Source organism: Reyranella sp. (genome assembly GCF_036558665.1).
Classification (GTDB): domain Bacteria; phylum Pseudomonadota; class Alphaproteobacteria; order Reyranellales; family Reyranellaceae; genus Reyranella.
Genome location: NZ_DATBFE010000006.1, coordinates 1 through 16,683, shown reverse-complemented (window position 1 = coordinate 16,683; position 16,683 = coordinate 1). Strand labels below are relative to the sequence as shown.

At 66.9% G+C, this 16,683-nt stretch carries 13 protein-coding genes and 1 tRNA gene; 4 read left to right on the top strand and 10 right to left on the bottom strand.

The annotated features are described in order from the left end of the window. The 5 genes from VH499_RS01090 to gyrA form a co-directional block, all read right to left on the bottom strand. On the bottom strand, nt 1-383 hold a 383-nt coding region (locus VH499_RS01090; protein ID WP_332050825.1), incomplete at its 3' end, for an ATP-binding cassette domain-containing protein. Then, on the bottom strand, nt 361-1,236 hold the full coding sequence (locus tag VH499_RS01085; protein WP_332050824.1) for an ABC transporter permease: 876 nt from the start codon (nt 1,234-1,236) through the stop codon (nt 361-363). The genes VH499_RS01085 and VH499_RS01090, both read right to left, overlap by 23 nt. Before the next feature lie 28 nt (nt 1,237-1,264). Continuing rightward, a tRNA-Lys gene (locus VH499_RS01080) sits at nt 1,265-1,339 on the bottom strand. A gap of 87 nt (nt 1,340-1,426) precedes the next feature. Next, nucleotides 1,427-1,933: a pantetheine-phosphate adenylyltransferase gene (coaD, locus tag VH499_RS01075; protein ID WP_332050823.1), complete on the bottom strand. Its 507-nt coding sequence runs from the start codon at nt 1,931-1,933 to the stop codon at nt 1,427-1,429. A gap of 70 nt (nt 1,934-2,003) precedes the next feature. After that, nucleotides 2,004-4,826: a DNA gyrase subunit A gene (gene gyrA / locus VH499_RS01070; protein ID WP_414709727.1), complete on the bottom strand. Its 2,823-nt coding sequence runs from the start codon at nt 4,824-4,826 to the stop codon at nt 2,004-2,006. 177 nt (nt 4,827-5,003) lie between these two features. Here gyrA and VH499_RS01065 point away from each other — a divergent pair, with 177 nt between their 5' ends. Continuing rightward, a complete protein-coding gene (locus tag VH499_RS01065; protein ID WP_332050822.1) occupies nt 5,004-5,645 on the top strand; it encodes an HAD family phosphatase in 642 nt (213 codons plus the stop codon). Here VH499_RS01065 and ssb read toward each other — a convergent pair. Together ssb and VH499_RS01055 are read right to left on the bottom strand one after the other, a co-directional pair. Continuing rightward, a complete protein-coding gene (ssb, locus tag VH499_RS01060; RefSeq protein ID WP_332050821.1) occupies nt 5,642-6,115 on the bottom strand; it encodes a single-stranded DNA-binding protein in 474 nt (157 codons plus the stop codon). The two genes, VH499_RS01065 and ssb, sit on opposite strands and share 4 nt — an antisense overlap. 119 nt (nt 6,116-6,234) lie before the next feature. Next, nucleotides 6,235-7,014 carry an aspartate/glutamate racemase family protein gene (locus VH499_RS01055; protein WP_332050820.1) on the bottom strand — a complete coding sequence of 260 codons (780 nt, stop codon included), beginning with the start codon at nt 7,012-7,014 and terminating at the stop codon, nt 6,235-6,237. 128 nt (nt 7,015-7,142) lie between these two features. Between VH499_RS01055 and VH499_RS01050 the strand changes: the two genes are divergently transcribed. From VH499_RS01050 to VH499_RS01040, 3 genes are all read left to right on the top strand, one after another. Then, nucleotides 7,143-8,384 (top strand): MFS transporter, encoded by a 1,242-nt coding sequence (locus VH499_RS01050; protein ID WP_332050819.1) that lies wholly within the window; start codon nt 7,143-7,145, stop codon nt 8,382-8,384. 87 nt (nt 8,385-8,471) lie between these two features. Further along, the gene (gene uvrA / locus VH499_RS01045; protein ID WP_332050818.1) at nt 8,472-11,372 is read left to right on the top strand and encodes an excinuclease ABC subunit UvrA; all 2,901 of its coding nucleotides are present in this window, start codon (nt 8,472-8,474) and stop codon (nt 11,370-11,372) included. Nucleotides 11,373-11,556: 184 nt separating this feature from the next. Next, nucleotides 11,557-12,219, top strand: a complete 663-nt coding sequence (locus VH499_RS01040; RefSeq protein ID WP_332050817.1) for a GIY-YIG nuclease family protein — start codon at nt 11,557-11,559, stop codon at nt 12,217-12,219. Nucleotides 12,220-12,405: 186 nt separating this feature from the next. Here VH499_RS01040 and VH499_RS01035 read toward each other — a convergent pair whose 3' ends face one another. The 3 genes from VH499_RS01035 to VH499_RS01025 form a co-directional block, all read right to left on the bottom strand. After that, nucleotides 12,406-14,106: an amidase family protein gene (locus VH499_RS01035; RefSeq protein ID WP_332050816.1), complete on the bottom strand. Its 1,701-nt coding sequence runs from the start codon at nt 14,104-14,106 to the stop codon at nt 12,406-12,408. A 111-nt stretch (nt 14,107-14,217) separates the two neighbouring features. After that, a complete protein-coding gene (locus tag VH499_RS01030) occupies nt 14,218-15,081 on the bottom strand; it encodes a sterol desaturase family protein (RefSeq protein WP_332050815.1) in 864 nt (287 codons plus the stop codon). A gap of 17 nt (nt 15,082-15,098) precedes the next feature. Beyond that, entirely contained in the window at nt 15,099-16,592 is a 1,494-nt protein-coding gene (locus VH499_RS01025) for an AAA family ATPase (RefSeq protein WP_332050814.1), read from the bottom strand. Nucleotides 16,593-16,683: the final 91 nt, after the last annotated feature.

Here is a 16,683-nt window from a genome sequence, read left to right as displayed (position 1 = left end):
TCGGCGCGCTTCAGCCCGAACACCGCACCGCCGATCATGACGTTCTCGCGCCCCGACAGCTCGACGTCGAACGTCGAGCCGAGGGCGAGCACCGGGGCGATGCGGCCGCTCACCCGAAGCTCGCCGTGGCTCGGCAGCGTCATGCCGCAGATCACCTGCAGCAGGGTGGACTTGCCGCAGCCGTTGCGGCCCAGGATGCCGATGCTCTCGCCGCGCCGGACCTGGAGATCGATGTCGCGCAGCACCCAGAACGGCTTGAAGTAGGCCTTCCACCAGCCGAACATGACCTGCTTCAGCCAGTCGTTGCGGCGGGCATAGAGCTGGTAGGCCTTCCCGAGGTGCCTGGCCTGGACGACGATCTCAGATGACGTCGACGATGACATTCCGATACCTGTCGAAGAACCAGTAGCCAAAATAGAAGGTGAAGACCGAGGTGAACAGCGTCCACGCATAGACGCGCCAGTCGGGCAGCTTCGCCAGCAGGACGACGTCGCGCATGACCTCGACGTAGCCGGTGAGTGCGTTGGCGTAGATCCAGAAGTCGAACGGCGGCGGCAGCGAGGACTGCGGGTAGAAGACCGGCGTCGCGAACATGAACAGCGGGACGACGTTGATCATCAGGTAGCCCGCGTCGCGCGTGAAGGCGCCGATCGCGCACATGAACCACGACATGCCGACCAGGAAGGCGATGAGCGGAATGAAGATCAGCGGCAGCAGCAGGACCGTCCACGGCAAGCTGCGCACGACCGCGAGCTGGAACAGCAGCATCACGGCGATGGAGATCACGGTATAGAGCGTGGCGCGCAGGGTCGTGATCACTGCCAGCATGTCGCTCGGGAAGATGGTCTGCTTGATGAAGTGCGTGTATTCGTGCAGCAGCATCGGCGCGCGAAATGCCATTTCCGAGAAGAAGTTGAGGACGACGATGCCGCTGAAGATGAACAGGGCGTAGCCGACGCGCGGGCTGACATCCACCGCCAGCTTGAGCTGCAGGTTGGTGGTGAAGGCGAAAGTGTAGACGGCGATCGCCAGCAGCGGCGCGATCACCGCCCACGCCCACCCGGCGACGGAACCCTTGAACCGGTCGCGCAGCTCGCGGCGCAGGATCGCCCGCACGAGATCGCGATGATGCCATACCTGCGCGAACGGCTTGACAAGGAAGCGGGCGAAGCGATGGCTGGGGTCGAGCTCCTCGACGACGATCTGCTTGCCGTTGACGACGTTCACCGACGGCATGAGCCGCTTCTCTCCTTGCTGGGACCCGTGGTGAGCCCGGTGGGGTACGATCCCACGACCCTCTGATTAAAAGTCAGATGCTCTACCGCTGAGCTACGGGCTCGTCCCGGTGTCGCGCCGCAGGCCGGAACCCGGCGCGGCGCCCGTATAAGATGCGCCGGGCCGCCGGTCAACGCGGCGCCGGAGGGCGTCATTTCTTGGCGAATTTGCGCTTCAGCCGTTCGAAGACCTTGTGCGACACGAACTGCGAGGTGTCGCCGCCCATCCGCGCGATGTCCTTGACCAGCGACGAGGCGATGAACTGGTGGCGGTCGGAAGCCATCAGGAAGATGGTTTCGACGTTCGGCTCCATGCGCGCGTTCATGTTCGCCATCTGGATCTCGTACTCGAAGTCCGAGACCGCACGCAGGCCGCGGATGATCACCGAGGCCCCCACCTCGCGGGCGAAGTGGATCAGCAGTCCCTCGAACGGCACGACCTCGATGCGCTCGCGATCCGCCTGCGGGAATTCCTCGATGTCCTCCTTGATGATCTCGATGCGTTCCTCGAGCGAGAACAGCGGGCCCTTGCCGATATTGATCGCCGGCCCGATCACCAGCCGGTCGACCAGCCGCAGCGAGCGCCGCACGACTTCCATGTGCCCGCTGGTGACGGGATCGAAGGTGCCCGGATAGACGCCGGTGCGCTCTGCCGCCATGTCTCCCCCTCGTTCCCTCACCATGGGTACGCCGGTCGTCGGGCCGAAGTCTTAGCGACACGGCCGGTCCTTATCCACCGTTTGTTTCGGCGCCATCGTCGCCGTTGCCGTTGCCGCCGGCATCGTCGTCCTCGCCGATTCGAATCGCGGAAACGACGCGCTCGCCGTCGCTGACATTGACGATGCGCACGCCGCGCGTGGCCCGTCCCGCGATGCGGATCCCGTCGACCGGGCAGCGGATCAGCGTGCCGGCATCGGTCACCAGCATGATCTGGTCGGTCTGCCGCACCGGGAAGGCGGCCACCACCTGTCCGCCGCCCGCCTGTCCCGTTCGGCCGAGATTCATCAGCTCCACGCCCTTGCCGCCACGGCCGGTAACCCGGTACTCGTAGGCGGAGGTGCGCTTGCCCAAGCCCGACGACGCGACGGTGAGGACGAACTCTTCCTTGTCCTGCAGGGCGCCGAATCGCTCCGAAGACAGGATGGTCGAAGGCGCCGCCGGCTCTTCGCGCGCCCCGGCCGCCTCGTCCGCGCCGTTGCCGTTGTCCTCGTCGAGGTTGGCAAGCTGGCGCAGCGCGCGCGACTGGCGCAGATAGGCGTCGCGTTCCTCGGTCGCGATGCCCTTGCCGCCGTCGACCAGCGACATCGAGATCACCTCGTCCCCCTCGGCGAGCGCAATGCCGCGCACGCCGGTCGAGGCGCGGCTCTGGAACACGCGCACGGTGGCGACGGGAAAACGCATGGCGCGGCCGAACCGGGTGGCCAGCAGGACGTCCTGATCCTCGCCGCATACGGCGACACCGATCAGCCGGTCGCCGGCATCGTCACCCTCGAACTTCATCGCGATCTTGCCGCTCTGGTTCACGCTCACGAAGTCCGACAACTCGTTGCGGCGCACGCCGCCGCGCGCGGTGGCGAACATGACGTGCAAGGTCGACCAGCTCGACTCGTCCTCGGGCAGCGGCATGACGGTGGTGATGGTCTCGCCCTCGCCGAGCGGCAACAGGTTGACGAACGCCTTGCCGCGCGCCTGCGGTGCGCCGAGCGGCAGGCGCCAGACCTTGAGCTTGTAGACGAGGCCGCGGCTGGAGAAGAACAGCACCGGCGTGTGCGTGTTGGCGACGAACAGGCTGGAGACGAAATCGTCGTCGCGCGTGGCCATGCCGGCCCGCCCCTTGCCGCCGCGGCGCTGCGCGCGATAGGCCGAGACCGGCACGCGCTTGACGTAGCCGCCGTGGGTCACGGTGACCACCATGTCCTCGCGCTGGATCAGGTCCTCGACATCCTGCTCGAACTCGTTGTCGACGATCTCCGTGCGGCGCGGCGTGGCGAACTGCTGCTTGATGGCAACAAACTCACGGCGCATCAGCGCGAACAGCTTGTCGCGATCGCCCAGCAGCTCGAGATAGCCCTCGATCAGGCGCGCCACTTCGGTCAGCTCGGCCGCGATCTTGTCGCGCTCCAGTCCGGTCAGGCGCTGCAGGCGCAGATCGAGGATGGCGCGGGCCTGGGCATCGGACAGTCGGTAGGTGCCCTCGGCCGAGACCTCGCGGCCGGGCTCGGCGATCAGCAGGATCAGCGGCGCCACATCGGCCGCCGGCCAGGCCCTCGCCATCAAGCGCTCGCGCGCCACCGCCGGATCGGGCGCGCGGCGGATCATCTCGATCACCTCGTCGATGTTGGCGACGGCGATGGCGAGGCCGACCAGCACATGGGCGCGGTCGCGGGCATGGTTGAGCTCGTACTTGGTGCGGCGCGTCAGGACCTCGGCGCGGAAGCGGATGAACGCCTCCAGCATCTCCTTCAGCGTCATCAGGCGCGGCCGCCCGCCGTCCAGCGCCAGCGCGTTGACGCCGAAGGTCGTCTGCAGCGGCGTGTAGCGATAGAGCTGGTTCAGCACGACGTCGGCCATGGCGTCGCGCTTCAGCTCGACCACCATCCGCACGCCGTCGCGATCGCTCTCATCGCGCACCTCGGAGACGCCTTCGACCTTCTTGTCACGCACCACCTCGGCGATGCGCTCGTGCAGCCGGGCCTTGTTCTCCTGGTAGGGAATCTCGGTGATGATGATCGCCTCGCGCCCGCCGCGGATCTCCTCGATCCTGGTCTTGGCGCGCATGATCAGCGAGCCGCGGCCGAGCTCGTAGGCGGCGCGGATGCCGTTGCGGCCGAGGATGGTGGCGCCGGTCGGGAAGTCCGGCCCCGGGACGTGTTCCATCACCTGCTGGATGGTGAGCTCGGGATTGTCGATCAGCGCGCAGCAGGCATCGATCAGCTCGCCCAGGTTGTGCGGCGGGATGTTGGTCGCCATGCCGACGGCGATGCCGCCGGCGCCGTTGGCCAGCAGATTCGGGAAGGCCGCGGGCAGCACCGTCGGTTCCAGTTCCCGCTCGTCGTAGTTCGGCTGGAAGTCGACCGTGTCCTTGTCGTAGTCGGCGAGCAGCGATTCGGCGGCAACCGCCAGCCGGGCCTCGGTGTATCGCATGGCCGCCGGCGGATCGCCGTCCATCGAGCCGAAATTGCCCTGCCCCGAGATCAGCGGCAGGCGCATCGAGAAGTCCTGCGCCATGCGCACCATGGCGTCGTAGATCGCCGAGTCGCCGTGCGGATGGTACTTGCCCATCACGTCGCCGACGATGCGGGCGGATTTGCGGAACGGCCGCGTCGAGTCGTAGCCGTTTTCCTTCATCGCGTAGAGGATGCGCCGCTGCACCGGCTTCAGCCCGTCGCGTGCATCGGGCAGCGCGCGCGCCACGATCACGCTCATCGCGTAATCGAGGTAGGAGCGACGCATCTCCTCCTCGATCGTGATCGGCGCGATGTCGTGCGGCGGGGTCGGCGGAGGCGTGTCGGAAGGCGGCGGCGCCGGCGGCAGTGTCGTATCGTCGCTCAAGAGAAACCTGGTTTTTGGCTCGTTTTATTGGCTCCGCCGGAGGCTTGGCGAAGGCGTTTCGCACACTAGCAAACCGGCCTCGAAAGACCAACAAAAATCGCTTGGGAAAGCGCCCTTTAACGCTTTGATTTGACTAGCTAAATTTGTCCTGAAAACTGCTCCCGAAAAGGCCCGATTTTGACCCCGAAGACAAGCCTTCCCGCCCCCACCATCGCCGTGTTCGATTTCGGCGGCGTCCTGATCGACTGGAACCCCCGCCACCTCTACCGCAAGCTGTTCGCCGATGCCGACGAGATGGAGCGCTTCCTGGCCGAAGTGGCCACGCGCGAATGGCACGCGACACAGGATCATGGCGGCGATCCGGTCGAGGCGACGCGGCGCCTGCAGGCGCTGCATCCCGACCAGGAGGAGCTGATCGCGGCCTTCTACGGCCGCTTCGACGAGATGTGCGAGCATGCCTTCCCCGAGATGGCGGCGCTGGTCGAGCGGCTGCACGCAGCCGGCACGCCGCTTTATCTTTTGTCCAACGCGCCCAATCTTCTCGACCCCTGGCTGCGCGGACCGGCACGACGGCGCCATCCCTTTCTCGGGCTCTTCCGCGACTACGTCGTCTCGGGCCTGGTCGGGCACTCCAAGCCCGATGCGGGCATCTACGAGCTGGCCTGCCGGACCGGCGGATTCCGGCCGGCCGAGGCGGTATTCATCGACGACGTTCTCGCCAACGTCGAAGGCGCGCGGGCGATCGGCATGAGTGCCATCCACCACCGCTCGGCCGCCGCGACCGCAGCCGAGCTCCGCGCCATGGGATTGCCGGCCTAGAACGGAATGTCGTCGTCGAGCTCGGCCTTGCCGCCACGCGACGCGGGACGGCCGCCGCTCGGCGGCCCGCCGCCAAACTCCTCGTCCATGCCGCCACCGCCCTCGCCGCCAGCGCCGCCGCGGCCGTCAAGCATGGTGAGCGCGCCGCCGAAGCGCGGGATCACGACCTCGGTGGTATAGCGCTCCTGGCCGCCCTGGTCGGTCCATTTGCGCGTCGAGAGCTGGCCTTCGACATAGACCTTGGAGCCCTTGCGCACGTACTTCTGCGCGACCTCCGCCAGCTTCTCGTTGAAGATCACCACACGGTGCCACTCGGTGCGTTCCTTGCGCTCGCCGCTCTGGCGATCGCGCCACGTGTCCGACGTCGCCACCGACATGTTCACCATGGAACGGCCATCCTGCATGGACCTCACTTCGGGGTCGCGGCCGAGATTGCCGACCAGGATGACTTTGTTGACGCTGCCCGCCATGGGGGCCTCCTTCGCTTTCCCGGTGCCGCGGGGCGCGGCACCTACCTCACGGCCGGCAAGCTACCCCAGAGCGTTTGTGGGCAACCACCGATTTCAGGTTGTATCGGCGCCGGCCGCGCTCACGACGCCAGGAACTCGCGGATCGCCTCCGGCGCGGCCCTGGCATAGGCACCGCGCCGGCTGACGACGACCCCGGTGATGGTCTTCAGCGCAAGCGCCATCTCGGCGGCCTTTGCCACGACGGCGATGCCATTCATGATCGGCGACCCATCGACGATGAAGGGGCATTCGCGCGCAAACAGCAGCATGGGCAGGCCACCCGCCGGGATGATCACCTCGGCGCCGGCCGCGACCAGCGGCCGGACCTGCGCCACGAACTGCTCGCGCACACGGGCATAGGCGTCCTCGTCGGTGAATGCCTGCATGAAAGAGGGCAGGTTCATGCGGAGCGCGGCGGTGCCGACATAGCGCTCGGTGAGGCCGTGATTCCTCACCTGGCGGTCATGCCACGGGATGAAGCCCGGATCGATCGTCACCAAGGCGAAGCGATGACCGAGACCGAGCGCCGCCAGCAGGTTCGCCTCGCCCAGCGCGATGACGGGAATGTCGACGCAGCCGCGCATTTCGACAAGCCCGGGTTCCTGGAAATGGCCGAGCACGAACGCATCGTAACCCGACTTTTCCGCCTCCAGCGCATTGCGGATGACCTGACCGGCGCAGCGGAACTCGGTGAGCGGGTGGAAGGAGTGGTCCGGCGGATCCAGGCCATGGACCTCGAAGCGCACGTCCGCCGCCGCGACCTTGTCGAGCAAGGCCTGCAAGCGCTCGACATAGGGTCGCTGCTCGACCGGATGAACGAAGCTCTGGTACCAGATGCGCTTCCGGCTCGCGTCGGCCATGGATGCCCTCCCTCGGGCCTTGTGGCCAGCATTCTATCGCGACGCGGGCGTCGTGGCGTGAGCCCCGCTCATGGCGGCCCTCGGCGAATTCATTGGCCCGGTCGGCAGGCCGTTCGTATCGTCCGCCCATGAAGGACGCTTTCCACGTTCCCCAGGTTTCACGCGGCGAGGCCTACGCGATGCTGGGCGGTGCGGCGCTGATGATGACGCTCGCCATGGGCATCCGGCAGAATCTCGGCCTGTTCCAGGCCCCGGCCTCGCGCGAGCTGGGCATCGCCATCTCCGACTTCGCGCTCGCCATCTCCGTGCAGCAGGTGGCGTGGGGCGTGAGCCAGCCCTTTGCCGGGATCCTCGCCGACAGGTACGGCACGCGCTTCGTCTCGCTGGCCGGCAGCCTCGTCTTCGTGCTGGGCCTCTGGCTGACCGCGACCGCGACCGGCACCCTGGCGATCGTGCTCGGCGCCGGCGTCCTGATCGGCGTGGCGCTCGCCTGCACGACTTCGGGCATCACCGCCAACATCGCCGCGCGCGTGGTGGCGCCGCAGCGCCGCACCCTCGCCTTCGGCATCGTCTCGGCGGCGGGCTCGATCGGCACCATGTTCACGGCTCCCATCGCCGCTTATTTTCTCGACCACGACGGCTGGCGGGCCGGTCTGTGGGCGTTCCTGATCCTGGCGTTCGCCATGCTGCCGGCCGCCTGGATCGGCAGCGCGTCCGACCGGCTGCCCAACGGTGTCGCCGCCGACCGCCATCTGACGCTGGCGGGCGCGCTCGGCGAGGCGTGGCGGCACAGCGGCTACATCGTCATGGCGCTGGCCTTCTTCGTCTGCGGCCTGCAGCTCGTCTTCCTGACCACCCATTTGCCGACCTATCTCGCCCAGTGCGGAATGGATGCCTCCTACAGCGCCCTCGCCCTGATGCTGATCGGCGGCTTCAACATCCTGAGCTCGTGGTTGTTCGGCTGGCTCGGCGACCGCTACCCGAAGCGCCTGCTGCTGGGTGGGCTGTACCTGCTGCGCTCGATCACGCTGGCGCTGTTCTTCAGCTTTCCGCCGACGCCGCTCTCGGTCGTGCTGTTCGGCGCGGCCATGGGCACGCTGTGGCTGGGCGTGATTCCCCTGGTGAACGGGCTGGTGGTGCAGATGTTCGGCCTGCGCTTCCTCTCGACGCTCACCGGCATCGCCTTCCTGAGCCATCAGGCCGGCTCGTTCCTCGGCGCCTGGGGCGGCGGCTATCTCTTTGATCTGATGGGTTCCTACGACCTCGCCTGGAAGATCGGCGTGCTGATCGGCCTGGTTGCCGGGACCCTGCAGCTCCTGATGAACGACCGGCCGACGGCGCGCGTGGCGGCGGAGGCCGCGGCCGCCTGACATTTCCTGACACCGGCCGGGCTGGCGCAGTCCGCTGTGGATAGCCATATGCGGTGATCCCGCGCATCGCCTATTGTTGCCCCAGAGATGGCCAAGTCACGCTTACCCGCCGCCGAACCGCACCGGTACATTTCCATCCGGGGCGCCCGCGAACACAATCTGAAGAACGTCGACCTCGATCTGCCGCGCGACCGGCTGGTCGTGATCACCGGCCTGTCGGGGTCGGGCAAGTCGTCGCTCGCCTTCGACACGATCTACGCCGAGGGCCAGCGCCGCTACGTCGAGAGCCTGTCGGCCTATGCCCGACAGTTCCTCGAGCTGATGCAGAAGCCCGACGTCGATTCGATCGAGGGCCTCTCACCGGCGATCTCGATCGAGCAGAAGACGACCTCGCGCAATCCGCGCTCGACGGTCGGCACGGTCACCGAGATCTACGACTATCTGCGCCTGCTGTATGCGCGCGTCGGCGTGCCCTACTCGCCGGCGACCGGCCTGCCGATCGAGAGCCAGACCGTGTCGCAGATGGTCGACCGCGTGAAGACGATGCCCGAAGGCACGCGGCTCTACCTGATGGCGCCGATCGTGCGCGGCCGCAAGGGCGAGTACCGCAAGGATCTGCAGGACCTGCAGAAGAAGGGCTTCCAGCGCGTCAAGATCGACGGCAGGCTCCACGAGATCGCCGAGGCGCCGGCGCTCGACAAGAAGTACAAGCACGACATCGACGTCGTGGTCGACCGGCTGGTGGTGAAGCCCGACCTCGGCAACCGCCTCGCCGACTCGATCGAGACCGCGCTCAACCTCGCCGAGGGGCTCGCCGTGGCGGAGAACGCCGACACCGGCGAGCGCACCGTGTTCTCCTCGCGCTTCGCCTGCCCGGTCTCGGGCTTCACCATCGAGGAGATCGAACCCCGGCTGTTCTCGTTCAACGCGCCGCAGGGCGCCTGTCCGTCGTGCGACGGGCTGGGCGTTAAGATGTTCTTCGATCCGGAGATGGTGGTGCCGGACGACCGCCTGTCGCTGGCCGAGGGCGCGGTGGCGCCGTGGGCCGACTCGTCGGGCCAGTATTACCAGCAGACACTCGAGAGCATCGCCAGACACTACAGGGTCAAGATGTCGACCTCGTGGCGCGACCTGCCGAAGAAGGTGCGCGACACGATCCTGAACGGCAGCAACGGCGAATCGATCGCCATGCGCTACGACGACGGCATCCGCCAGTACCAGACCACCAAGCCGTTCGAGGGCGTGATCCCCAATCTCGACCGCCGCTGGAAGGAGACCGATTCCTCCTGGGTGCGCGAGGAGCTCGAGCGTTTCCAGCACGAGGCGAAGTGCGAGGCCTGCAACGGCGCGCGCCTGAAGCCGGAGGCGCTCGCGGTCAAGATCGGCGGGCTGAACGTGAGCCAGGTCACCGAGTTCGCGATCGGCGAGGCGGTGAAGTGGTTCCAGGAGCTCGACCCCAGGCTGACGCCCAAGCAGCGCGAGATCGCCGCCCGCATCCTGAAGGAGATCAACGAGCGGCTGGGCTTCCTCGACAATGTCGGCCTCTCCTACCTGACGCTGAACCGCACCTCGGGCACGCTGTCGGGCGGCGAGAGCCAGCGCATCCGGCTTGCGTCGCAGATCGGCTCGGGCCTCACCGGCGTGCTCTACGTGCTCGACGAACCGTCGATCGGCCTGCACCAGCGCGACAACGACCGCCTGCTGAAGACGCTGACGCGCCTGCGCGATCTCGGCAACACGGTGCTGGTCGTCGAGCACGACGAGGATGCGATCCGCGCCGCCGATCACCTGGTCGACATGGGGCCGGGCGCCGGCGCGCATGGCGGCAAGGTGATCGCCGAGGGCACGCCCGAGGAGGTGATGCAGAACAGCGCCAGCCTTACCGGCCAGTACCTCTCCGGCTTCCGCCAGATCCCCATTCCGAAAGTACGACGCGAGCCGCCGCCGCAGGGGAGCAAGGGGAATGGCCGCTGGCTGACCGTGAAGGGCGCGCGCGCCAACAACCTGCAGAACGTCACCGCCTCGATCCCGCTCGGCACCTTCACCTGCGTTGCCGGCGTCTCGGGCTCGGGCAAGAGCACGCTGATTGTCGAGACGCTCTACAAGGCATTGGCCCGCCGGCTGAACGGTGCGCGCGAGCATGCCGGCGAGCATGCCGGGCTCGAGGGCGTCGGCCATCTCGACAAGATCGTCGACATCGACCAGTCGCCGATCGGGCGCACGCCGCGCTCCAATCCCGCCACCTACACCGGCGCCTTCTCGCCGATCCGCGACTGGTTCGCGCAGCTGCCCGAATCGACCGAGCGCGGCTACAAGCCCGGCCGCTTCTCCTTCAACGTCAAGGGCGGCCGTTGCGAGGCCTGCCAGGGCGACGGCGTCATCAAGATCGAGATGCACTTTTTGCCCGACGTCTATGTCCAGTGCGACGTCTGCAAGGGCAAGCGCTACAACCGCGAGACGCTCGAGATCCATTTCCGCGGCAAGTCGATCGCCGACGTGCTGGAGATGACGGTCGACGAAGGCGTCGAGTTCTTCAAGGCCGTGCCCGTGATCCGCGACAAGCTCCTGACGTTGCAGCAGGTCGGGCTTGGCTACATCCATATCGGCCAGCAGGCGACGACGCTGTCGGGCGGCGAGGCCCAGCGTGTCAAGCTCGCCAAGGAACTCTCCCGCCGCGCCACCGGGCGCACCCTCTACATCCTCGACGAGCCCACCACCGGCCTGCATTTCGAGGACGTGCGCAAGCTCCTCGAGGTGCTGCATCGCCTGGTCGAGGGCGGCAACACCGTTCTCGTGATCGAGCACAATCTCGAGGTCATCAAGACCGCCGACTGGATCCTCGACATGGGGCCCGACGGCGGCTCCGGCGGCGGACGCGTGATCGCCGAGGGACCGCCCGAGGAGATCGTCAAGATCCCGGAGAGCTACACCGGCCGCTACCTCGCCCGCATGCTGCCGCGCAGCGCCGCCGCAAAGAAGCGGGCTTGACTCACCATGATCGTGCGCTTGTGGGTGCCCTACTAGTGCGATGGAGAATCGGCTCTTCGCCGGAACGCATTTCGCTGAAGAGCACTCCTTCGAGTCAACAGGGCGAAGCCACCATCGTCAGCGTTGTCCTGAGAAATGATCAGCCTTAGGGCGGCACGCGAAAAACGAAAGGGGAGACCGGTTCATGCCTCTTGATGATGGCGTGCCGCCCGGCGAGCGGCCGGAAGGCTTCGTATACCTGCTGCATTGCCCGGCAATGTCGGGCATCTATAAGATCGGATGTACGGCTCGCAATCCTTACGAACGCGCGCGTGAGCTGTCTGGTTCGACCGGTGTCCCTGTTCCATACTCCGTAGTATCCGCGGTGTTCGTCAAAAACTGCTTCATCGTGGAAGGTCATCTTCATAGGGCATTCGACGAATGCCGAGTAAACTCTTCCCGAGAGTTTTTCTGCTTCGCCGATCATGATCATGCTCGAAGGCGATTCAGAGACGAAGTCATGTCGCTGTCTGGTCAAGTCGACGATTTCGGATTCGAGAACGTCGACCACGACCTCAAGGCGTTGGCCAACGCTCTACGCGAGAAGCAAGAACTTGAAGGCCAAGTTCGCCAGCTCGCAGCCAAAATCAGCACTCTGCAAGAGCGCGTACGGAACATGGAAAGTCAGCATCGCGCAGCGCTGGCCGACCTAGACATGAGATCGTCGCGTATGTTGAGTGCGTACAAACAGAACAGCGACCATCTGGCACGGCGAATAGCAGAAATTAGAGACTACTGCACAACAAACCGCACCGCGCTGGCCGGTTCCATAATCGATTTAATCGAAAATCTACGACCGCCTAAGTAAATTGGACAGCCTCGGTTCCCAACTCCAACGTCGCCAAAGCCAGTGGCGCCTCGCACCAAATCGAACGCATCACGGTCGGCAGCAGCCCATCGTACTTCTTCTTCCAGTTGAAGTAGGTCGCCTGACTGACCTTCTTTGTGACACAGTCGCGTCGGCTGTCGAACAGAATGATCGAACGCCGAGCCGTCAAAGCGCCGGCAGTCCCGGCGGCGGCCGGCGCGCGCCGGCCGCCTGCTCGTAGGCGTACGCGAGCCGCAGCAGCCTGGCCTCGCTCCAGGCCCGGCCGGTGAAGGTGAGGCCGAGCGGAAAGTCCGGCGTCTCCTTGCCGTCGACCCCGGCGATGAAGCCTGCCGGCACCTGGACGCTGGGATAGCCGGCCTTGGCCGCGATCGAGGCTCCCGCCGATCCGGGGAATACGACGGCATCGAGCTTGTGCCGGGCCATATAGGCGTCGAGCCCCAGTGCCCGGGCAGATTTCAGGTCCATGGCGCGTGCCGAGTGATATTCCGGTTCCGACAGATCGCCGCGCGTGGCCTGCGCTGCGAGGAAAAGGTCCTGGCCGAAGCGCAACGCCCTGTCGGCGTTGGCCTGGTTGAAGGCGATGATGTCGGCCATGGTTTTCATCTTCGTGCCGACCGCCCAGTCGCGCAGATAGGCATCGAGATCGTGCTTGAGCTCGTAGAGGAACACGATCGGCGGCGTGGCGGGTGCGCCCTTGTACCGGCTGAGCGGATTGCGGTTCAGCACACCCATGGTCGTACCGGGCCCGCCGATCCAGCCCGCGGTCGGCATGCTGGCGCGCACCAGGATGGCGCCGCAATCGGCCAGCACCGAGCAGGCCTTCGCCATCGCCGCCCTGGAGCGCTCGGGCAGCTTGCCGAAATAGACGTCGTTCAGCGGATCGTCGGCGTCGCTCGGCACGCCGATGCGCGCACCCTTCAGCCCGCCCTTGTCGAGGCCCGCCGTGTAGTCGTTCGGCCTCTGCAGGCGCTGCGTCGCCGGATCCAGGGGATCGCGCGCCGCCAGCACGTTCAGGAGGATCGCCGCATCGCGCACGGTGCGGGTGAGCGGACCCGCCGTGTCCTGGCTCTGCGAGATCGGCAGGATGCCCGCGCGGCTCAAGAGCCCGACGGTGGGCTTCACCGTGACCACGCCGTTCTGACTCGCCGGATAGAGCAGCGAGCCCGAGGTCTCGGTGCCGATCGCCGCTGCGCACAGGCCTGCCGCGACAGCGACAGCGGATCCCGCACTCGAACCGCCGGGCGCCACGATCGGGATGCCGCGCTCGTCGACCAGCGCCGGCGCATACGGATTCCTCACCTGGCCGCCCAGCGAGCTGTAGCCCGAAGGCATGTCGACCGCGATGATGTTGGCGAACTCCGTCAGGTTCGCCTTGCCCAGGATCACCGCACCCGCCGCGCGCAGCCGCTTGACGATCGTGGCGTCGTCCCTGGCGCGCGCACTTTCCAGTGCGAGAGACCCCGCGGTTGTGTGCTGCTTGTCGCCGGTGGCGATATTGTCCTTGACCAGAATCGGCAGGCCGGCAAGCGGCTGGCGTGCCGACGGCTTTACGCCGTCGAGACGGCCGGCAATCGACAGCGCGTCGGGATTGATCTCGCGCACCGAAGTGAGCCCCGGCCCGTTGCGATCGTAGGCCTCGATGCGCGCCAGATAGGCGCGCGTGAGGGCGCTGGCGGGGGTCCGTCCATCGGCAAGGGCCTCGACCACGTCGCCGAGCGAGGCATTCTCCACGGCCAGACCCGCCTGCGCCTCGGCACGCCCTGACGCCATCGCGCCGCTGGCGACCGTCAGAACCGCAAGCTCACGCCGCGTGAGCTTGCCGCGGCCAGTGCGGGTTGTGCGTTTGCGCCGGGTTGGCTTGGCCATCTCGCACCTCAAAAGGTCGGTCAGCTACTCCGCTGACAGGGGGTCACCCGAACAGCGCGCGGTAGCCCACGCCCTTCGCCGACGGATTTGTCCTTACGGGCGATGCCCAACTTACGGCGGGCCGAACAGTCTGGTGAAGGCCGCCTTCGGGCCAGGAGCACGAACCGCTCCTTTTACGACATCCCACAGTCCTTCGTAGGCGATGAACAGCGGGTTGTTGGGTCGCGATCGGGCATGCGCCAATCCATAGCGGATCGCAACGTCCGGACGCTCGGGCTGGTAGGTGCCGAAGAGGTGATCCCAGATCATGAGCGTGCCGCCGTAGTTCCTGTCGATGTATTCGGGATTGCTGGCGTGATGCACGCGGTGCGCCGACGGCGTGTTGATGAACCACTCGACCCAGCGCACGTGCGGCACGAGCTCGGTATGAACGAAGAACTGGTAGGCGAGGTCGGCGGAGACCATGCCATAAACCCAGACGGGGTCGTAGCCCAGCCAGACGATCGGCAGGTAGAACAGGAACAGGCCGGACAGGATCGGTGTCCAGGCGAGGCGAAAGGCGGTGGTGGCCAGCATCTTCTCGCTGCTGTGATGCACGCTGTGCGAGGCCCACAGGAAATTGATGCGGTGCGAGCAGCGATGCTCGACATAGAAGCCGAGGTCGACCAGCACGAAGAGCACGATCAGGCTCGGCCAATCAGCGAACGACACCGGGATGGTGGTGAACCGGTGCTGGTAGACGAAGGCGGCGAACACGCCAAAGACGATCCCGTGGGTGGCCGCCTGGGCGATGATGTGGCCGACCGTCATGACCACCGACACCGAGGCGTTCTTCCAGGGATAGGTGCCGTCGCGGCGCATGAGGAAGAAGGACTCGACCGACACGGTGAGCGCGAACAGGCCAACCGCGATCATCGCCGGCACATATTGTCCGGCATTCCCCAGTATCTGCTCGAAACTCAGGTAGAATTCCATTGGCTCCCCCCGCGGTTCTAGCGCCGCTGCCAATCGATCCGGCCCACATCATAGCCGAACTGGCGCTCCACGATCGCGGGCGTCGCGTCGGAGGCGTCGGCTGCGCGGGCCGCGACGCGCGCCTGGGCCACCTCCTTCGGCACATCCAGCCACAGGCCTTCGAACGGCACGCCGGCCCGGACGGCCAGCGCCTCGGCGGCCTGGCGCTCGTCGGGGCGGGCGAACACGGCGTCGAGCACGACGCTGTGGCCGGCGCGCAGGATGCGCTCGGCGCGCGCCATCATCGCCGCATAGACCCTGGCCGAAGCCTCGGGCGTGTAGCTGCCGGGAGGCATGCGCTCTTCAAGGGCGATGCCGGCCAGCCGCTTGCGCTCGACGTCGCTGCGCACGGCGACTGCACCCGGGGCGCGCCCGATCTCCGGTGCGAGCTGCAGGGCCCGGGTCGTCTTGCCGCTGCCCGACAGGCCGCCGATCGCGAGCAGCCGCGGCGGCGCGGGCTGCAGGAAGGCGAGCGCCGCGCGCTGATAGGCGCGGGCCGGCTCGTTGTCCGCTCCGCTCACCGCGGTCACCGAGGAGTCGACGAAGGCCCGGATCGCGGCGCGGCGCGCGAGGAACATCGGCAGCAGCGCCAGCGCCTCGTCGTGCGGCGCGCCGGCCAGCTCGCCGATCCGCCACAGCCATTCGTTCAGCAGCCGGTTGGCGAGAACGCGCAGGCCGCGATCGCAGAGATCCATCAGCGTGAAGGCAAGATCGTACAGCACGTCGATGTTGGCGATGCGCTCGGAGAACTCGATGGCGTCGAACGGCACCGGCTGGCCCTCGATCAGCACGATGTTGCGCAGGTGCAGGTCGCCGTGACAGCGCCGGATCGCGCCTGAGTCGACCCGCCGCGCCACCAGATCGATGAACGGCTCCAGCGACCGCGGCATGGCTTCGGCCAGCGCCTCGCTGGTCGGCGGGTCGAGCCGCCCGCCCTGCTCACGCATCTGGCGGATGTCGGCGGCAACCGATTCGCGATAGTCCCCGGGACGGCCGAACCCGTCGCGAATCGCCGGCAACCCGTCATGGAACCGCGCGATGCGCGCCCCGAGCGCGGTCATCATCGCCGCGCTCAGCGCGCCCTGGTCGGCCAGACGGTCGAACAGCTTGCTGTCGTCGAAGCGGCGCATGACGACCAGCGAATCGACGGCGCCGGCCGTCGTCTCGCCGACCTCGCCGAGCGCCAGCCGGCCGTCGGCCCCGCGCCGCACCGCCGCGACACCGAGATAGATCTCGGGCGCCAGCCGTCGGTTGATGTCGATCTCGGCCCGGCACATGGCGGCGCGGCGGCCGGAGGTCGAGAAATCCATGTAGGAGAACTTGACCGCGCGCTTCAGCTTGTAGGCGCGATCGTGCGCCAGAAGGACGACGGCGCCGTGGGTGTCGATGCGCCGCGCCGGCGCGAGCCGCCGCTCGAGGAAAGCGATCACCTCCGACTGATCCTCGACCACGAACGCCGGACGCGCCGCCATGCCGTTCAGCCGCTCGTCGCGTTGGGGTCGCTGTCGTCTCGCGGATCGATGTGCAGGATGACCTCGGCCTGCGGATAGGCTTCCTCGATCG

Excerpts from the sequence above, each read along its gene's own strand:
- VH499_RS01030 (WP_332050815.1), bottom strand. The coding sequence starts at position 15,081 with ATGGAATTCTACCTGAGTTTCGAGCAGATACTGGGGAATGCCGGACAA.
- uvrA (WP_332050818.1), top strand. The coding sequence starts at position 8,472 with ATGGCCAAGTCACGCTTACCCGCCGCCGAACCGCACCGGTACATTTCC.
- VH499_RS01025 (WP_332050814.1), bottom strand. The coding sequence starts at position 16,592 with ATGGCGGCGCGTCCGGCGTTCGTGGTCGAGGATCAGTCGGAGGTGATC.
- VH499_RS01085 (WP_332050824.1), bottom strand. The coding sequence starts at position 1,236 with ATGCCGTCGGTGAACGTCGTCAACGGCAAGCAGATCGTCGTCGAGGAG.
- coaD (WP_332050823.1), bottom strand. The coding sequence starts at position 1,933 with ATGGCGGCAGAGCGCACCGGCGTCTATCCGGGCACCTTCGATCCCGTC.
- ssb (WP_332050821.1), bottom strand. The coding sequence starts at position 6,115 with ATGGCGGGCAGCGTCAACAAAGTCATCCTGGTCGGCAATCTCGGCCGC.
- VH499_RS01035 (WP_332050816.1), bottom strand. The coding sequence starts at position 14,106 with ATGGCCAAGCCAACCCGGCGCAAACGCACAACCCGCACTGGCCGCGGC.
- VH499_RS01055 (WP_332050820.1), bottom strand. The coding sequence starts at position 7,014 with ATGGCCGACGCGAGCCGGAAGCGCATCTGGTACCAGAGCTTCGTTCAT.
- VH499_RS01040 (WP_332050817.1), top strand. The coding sequence starts at position 11,557 with ATGCCTCTTGATGATGGCGTGCCGCCCGGCGAGCGGCCGGAAGGCTTC.
- VH499_RS01050 (WP_332050819.1), top strand. The coding sequence starts at position 7,143 with ATGAAGGACGCTTTCCACGTTCCCCAGGTTTCACGCGGCGAGGCCTAC.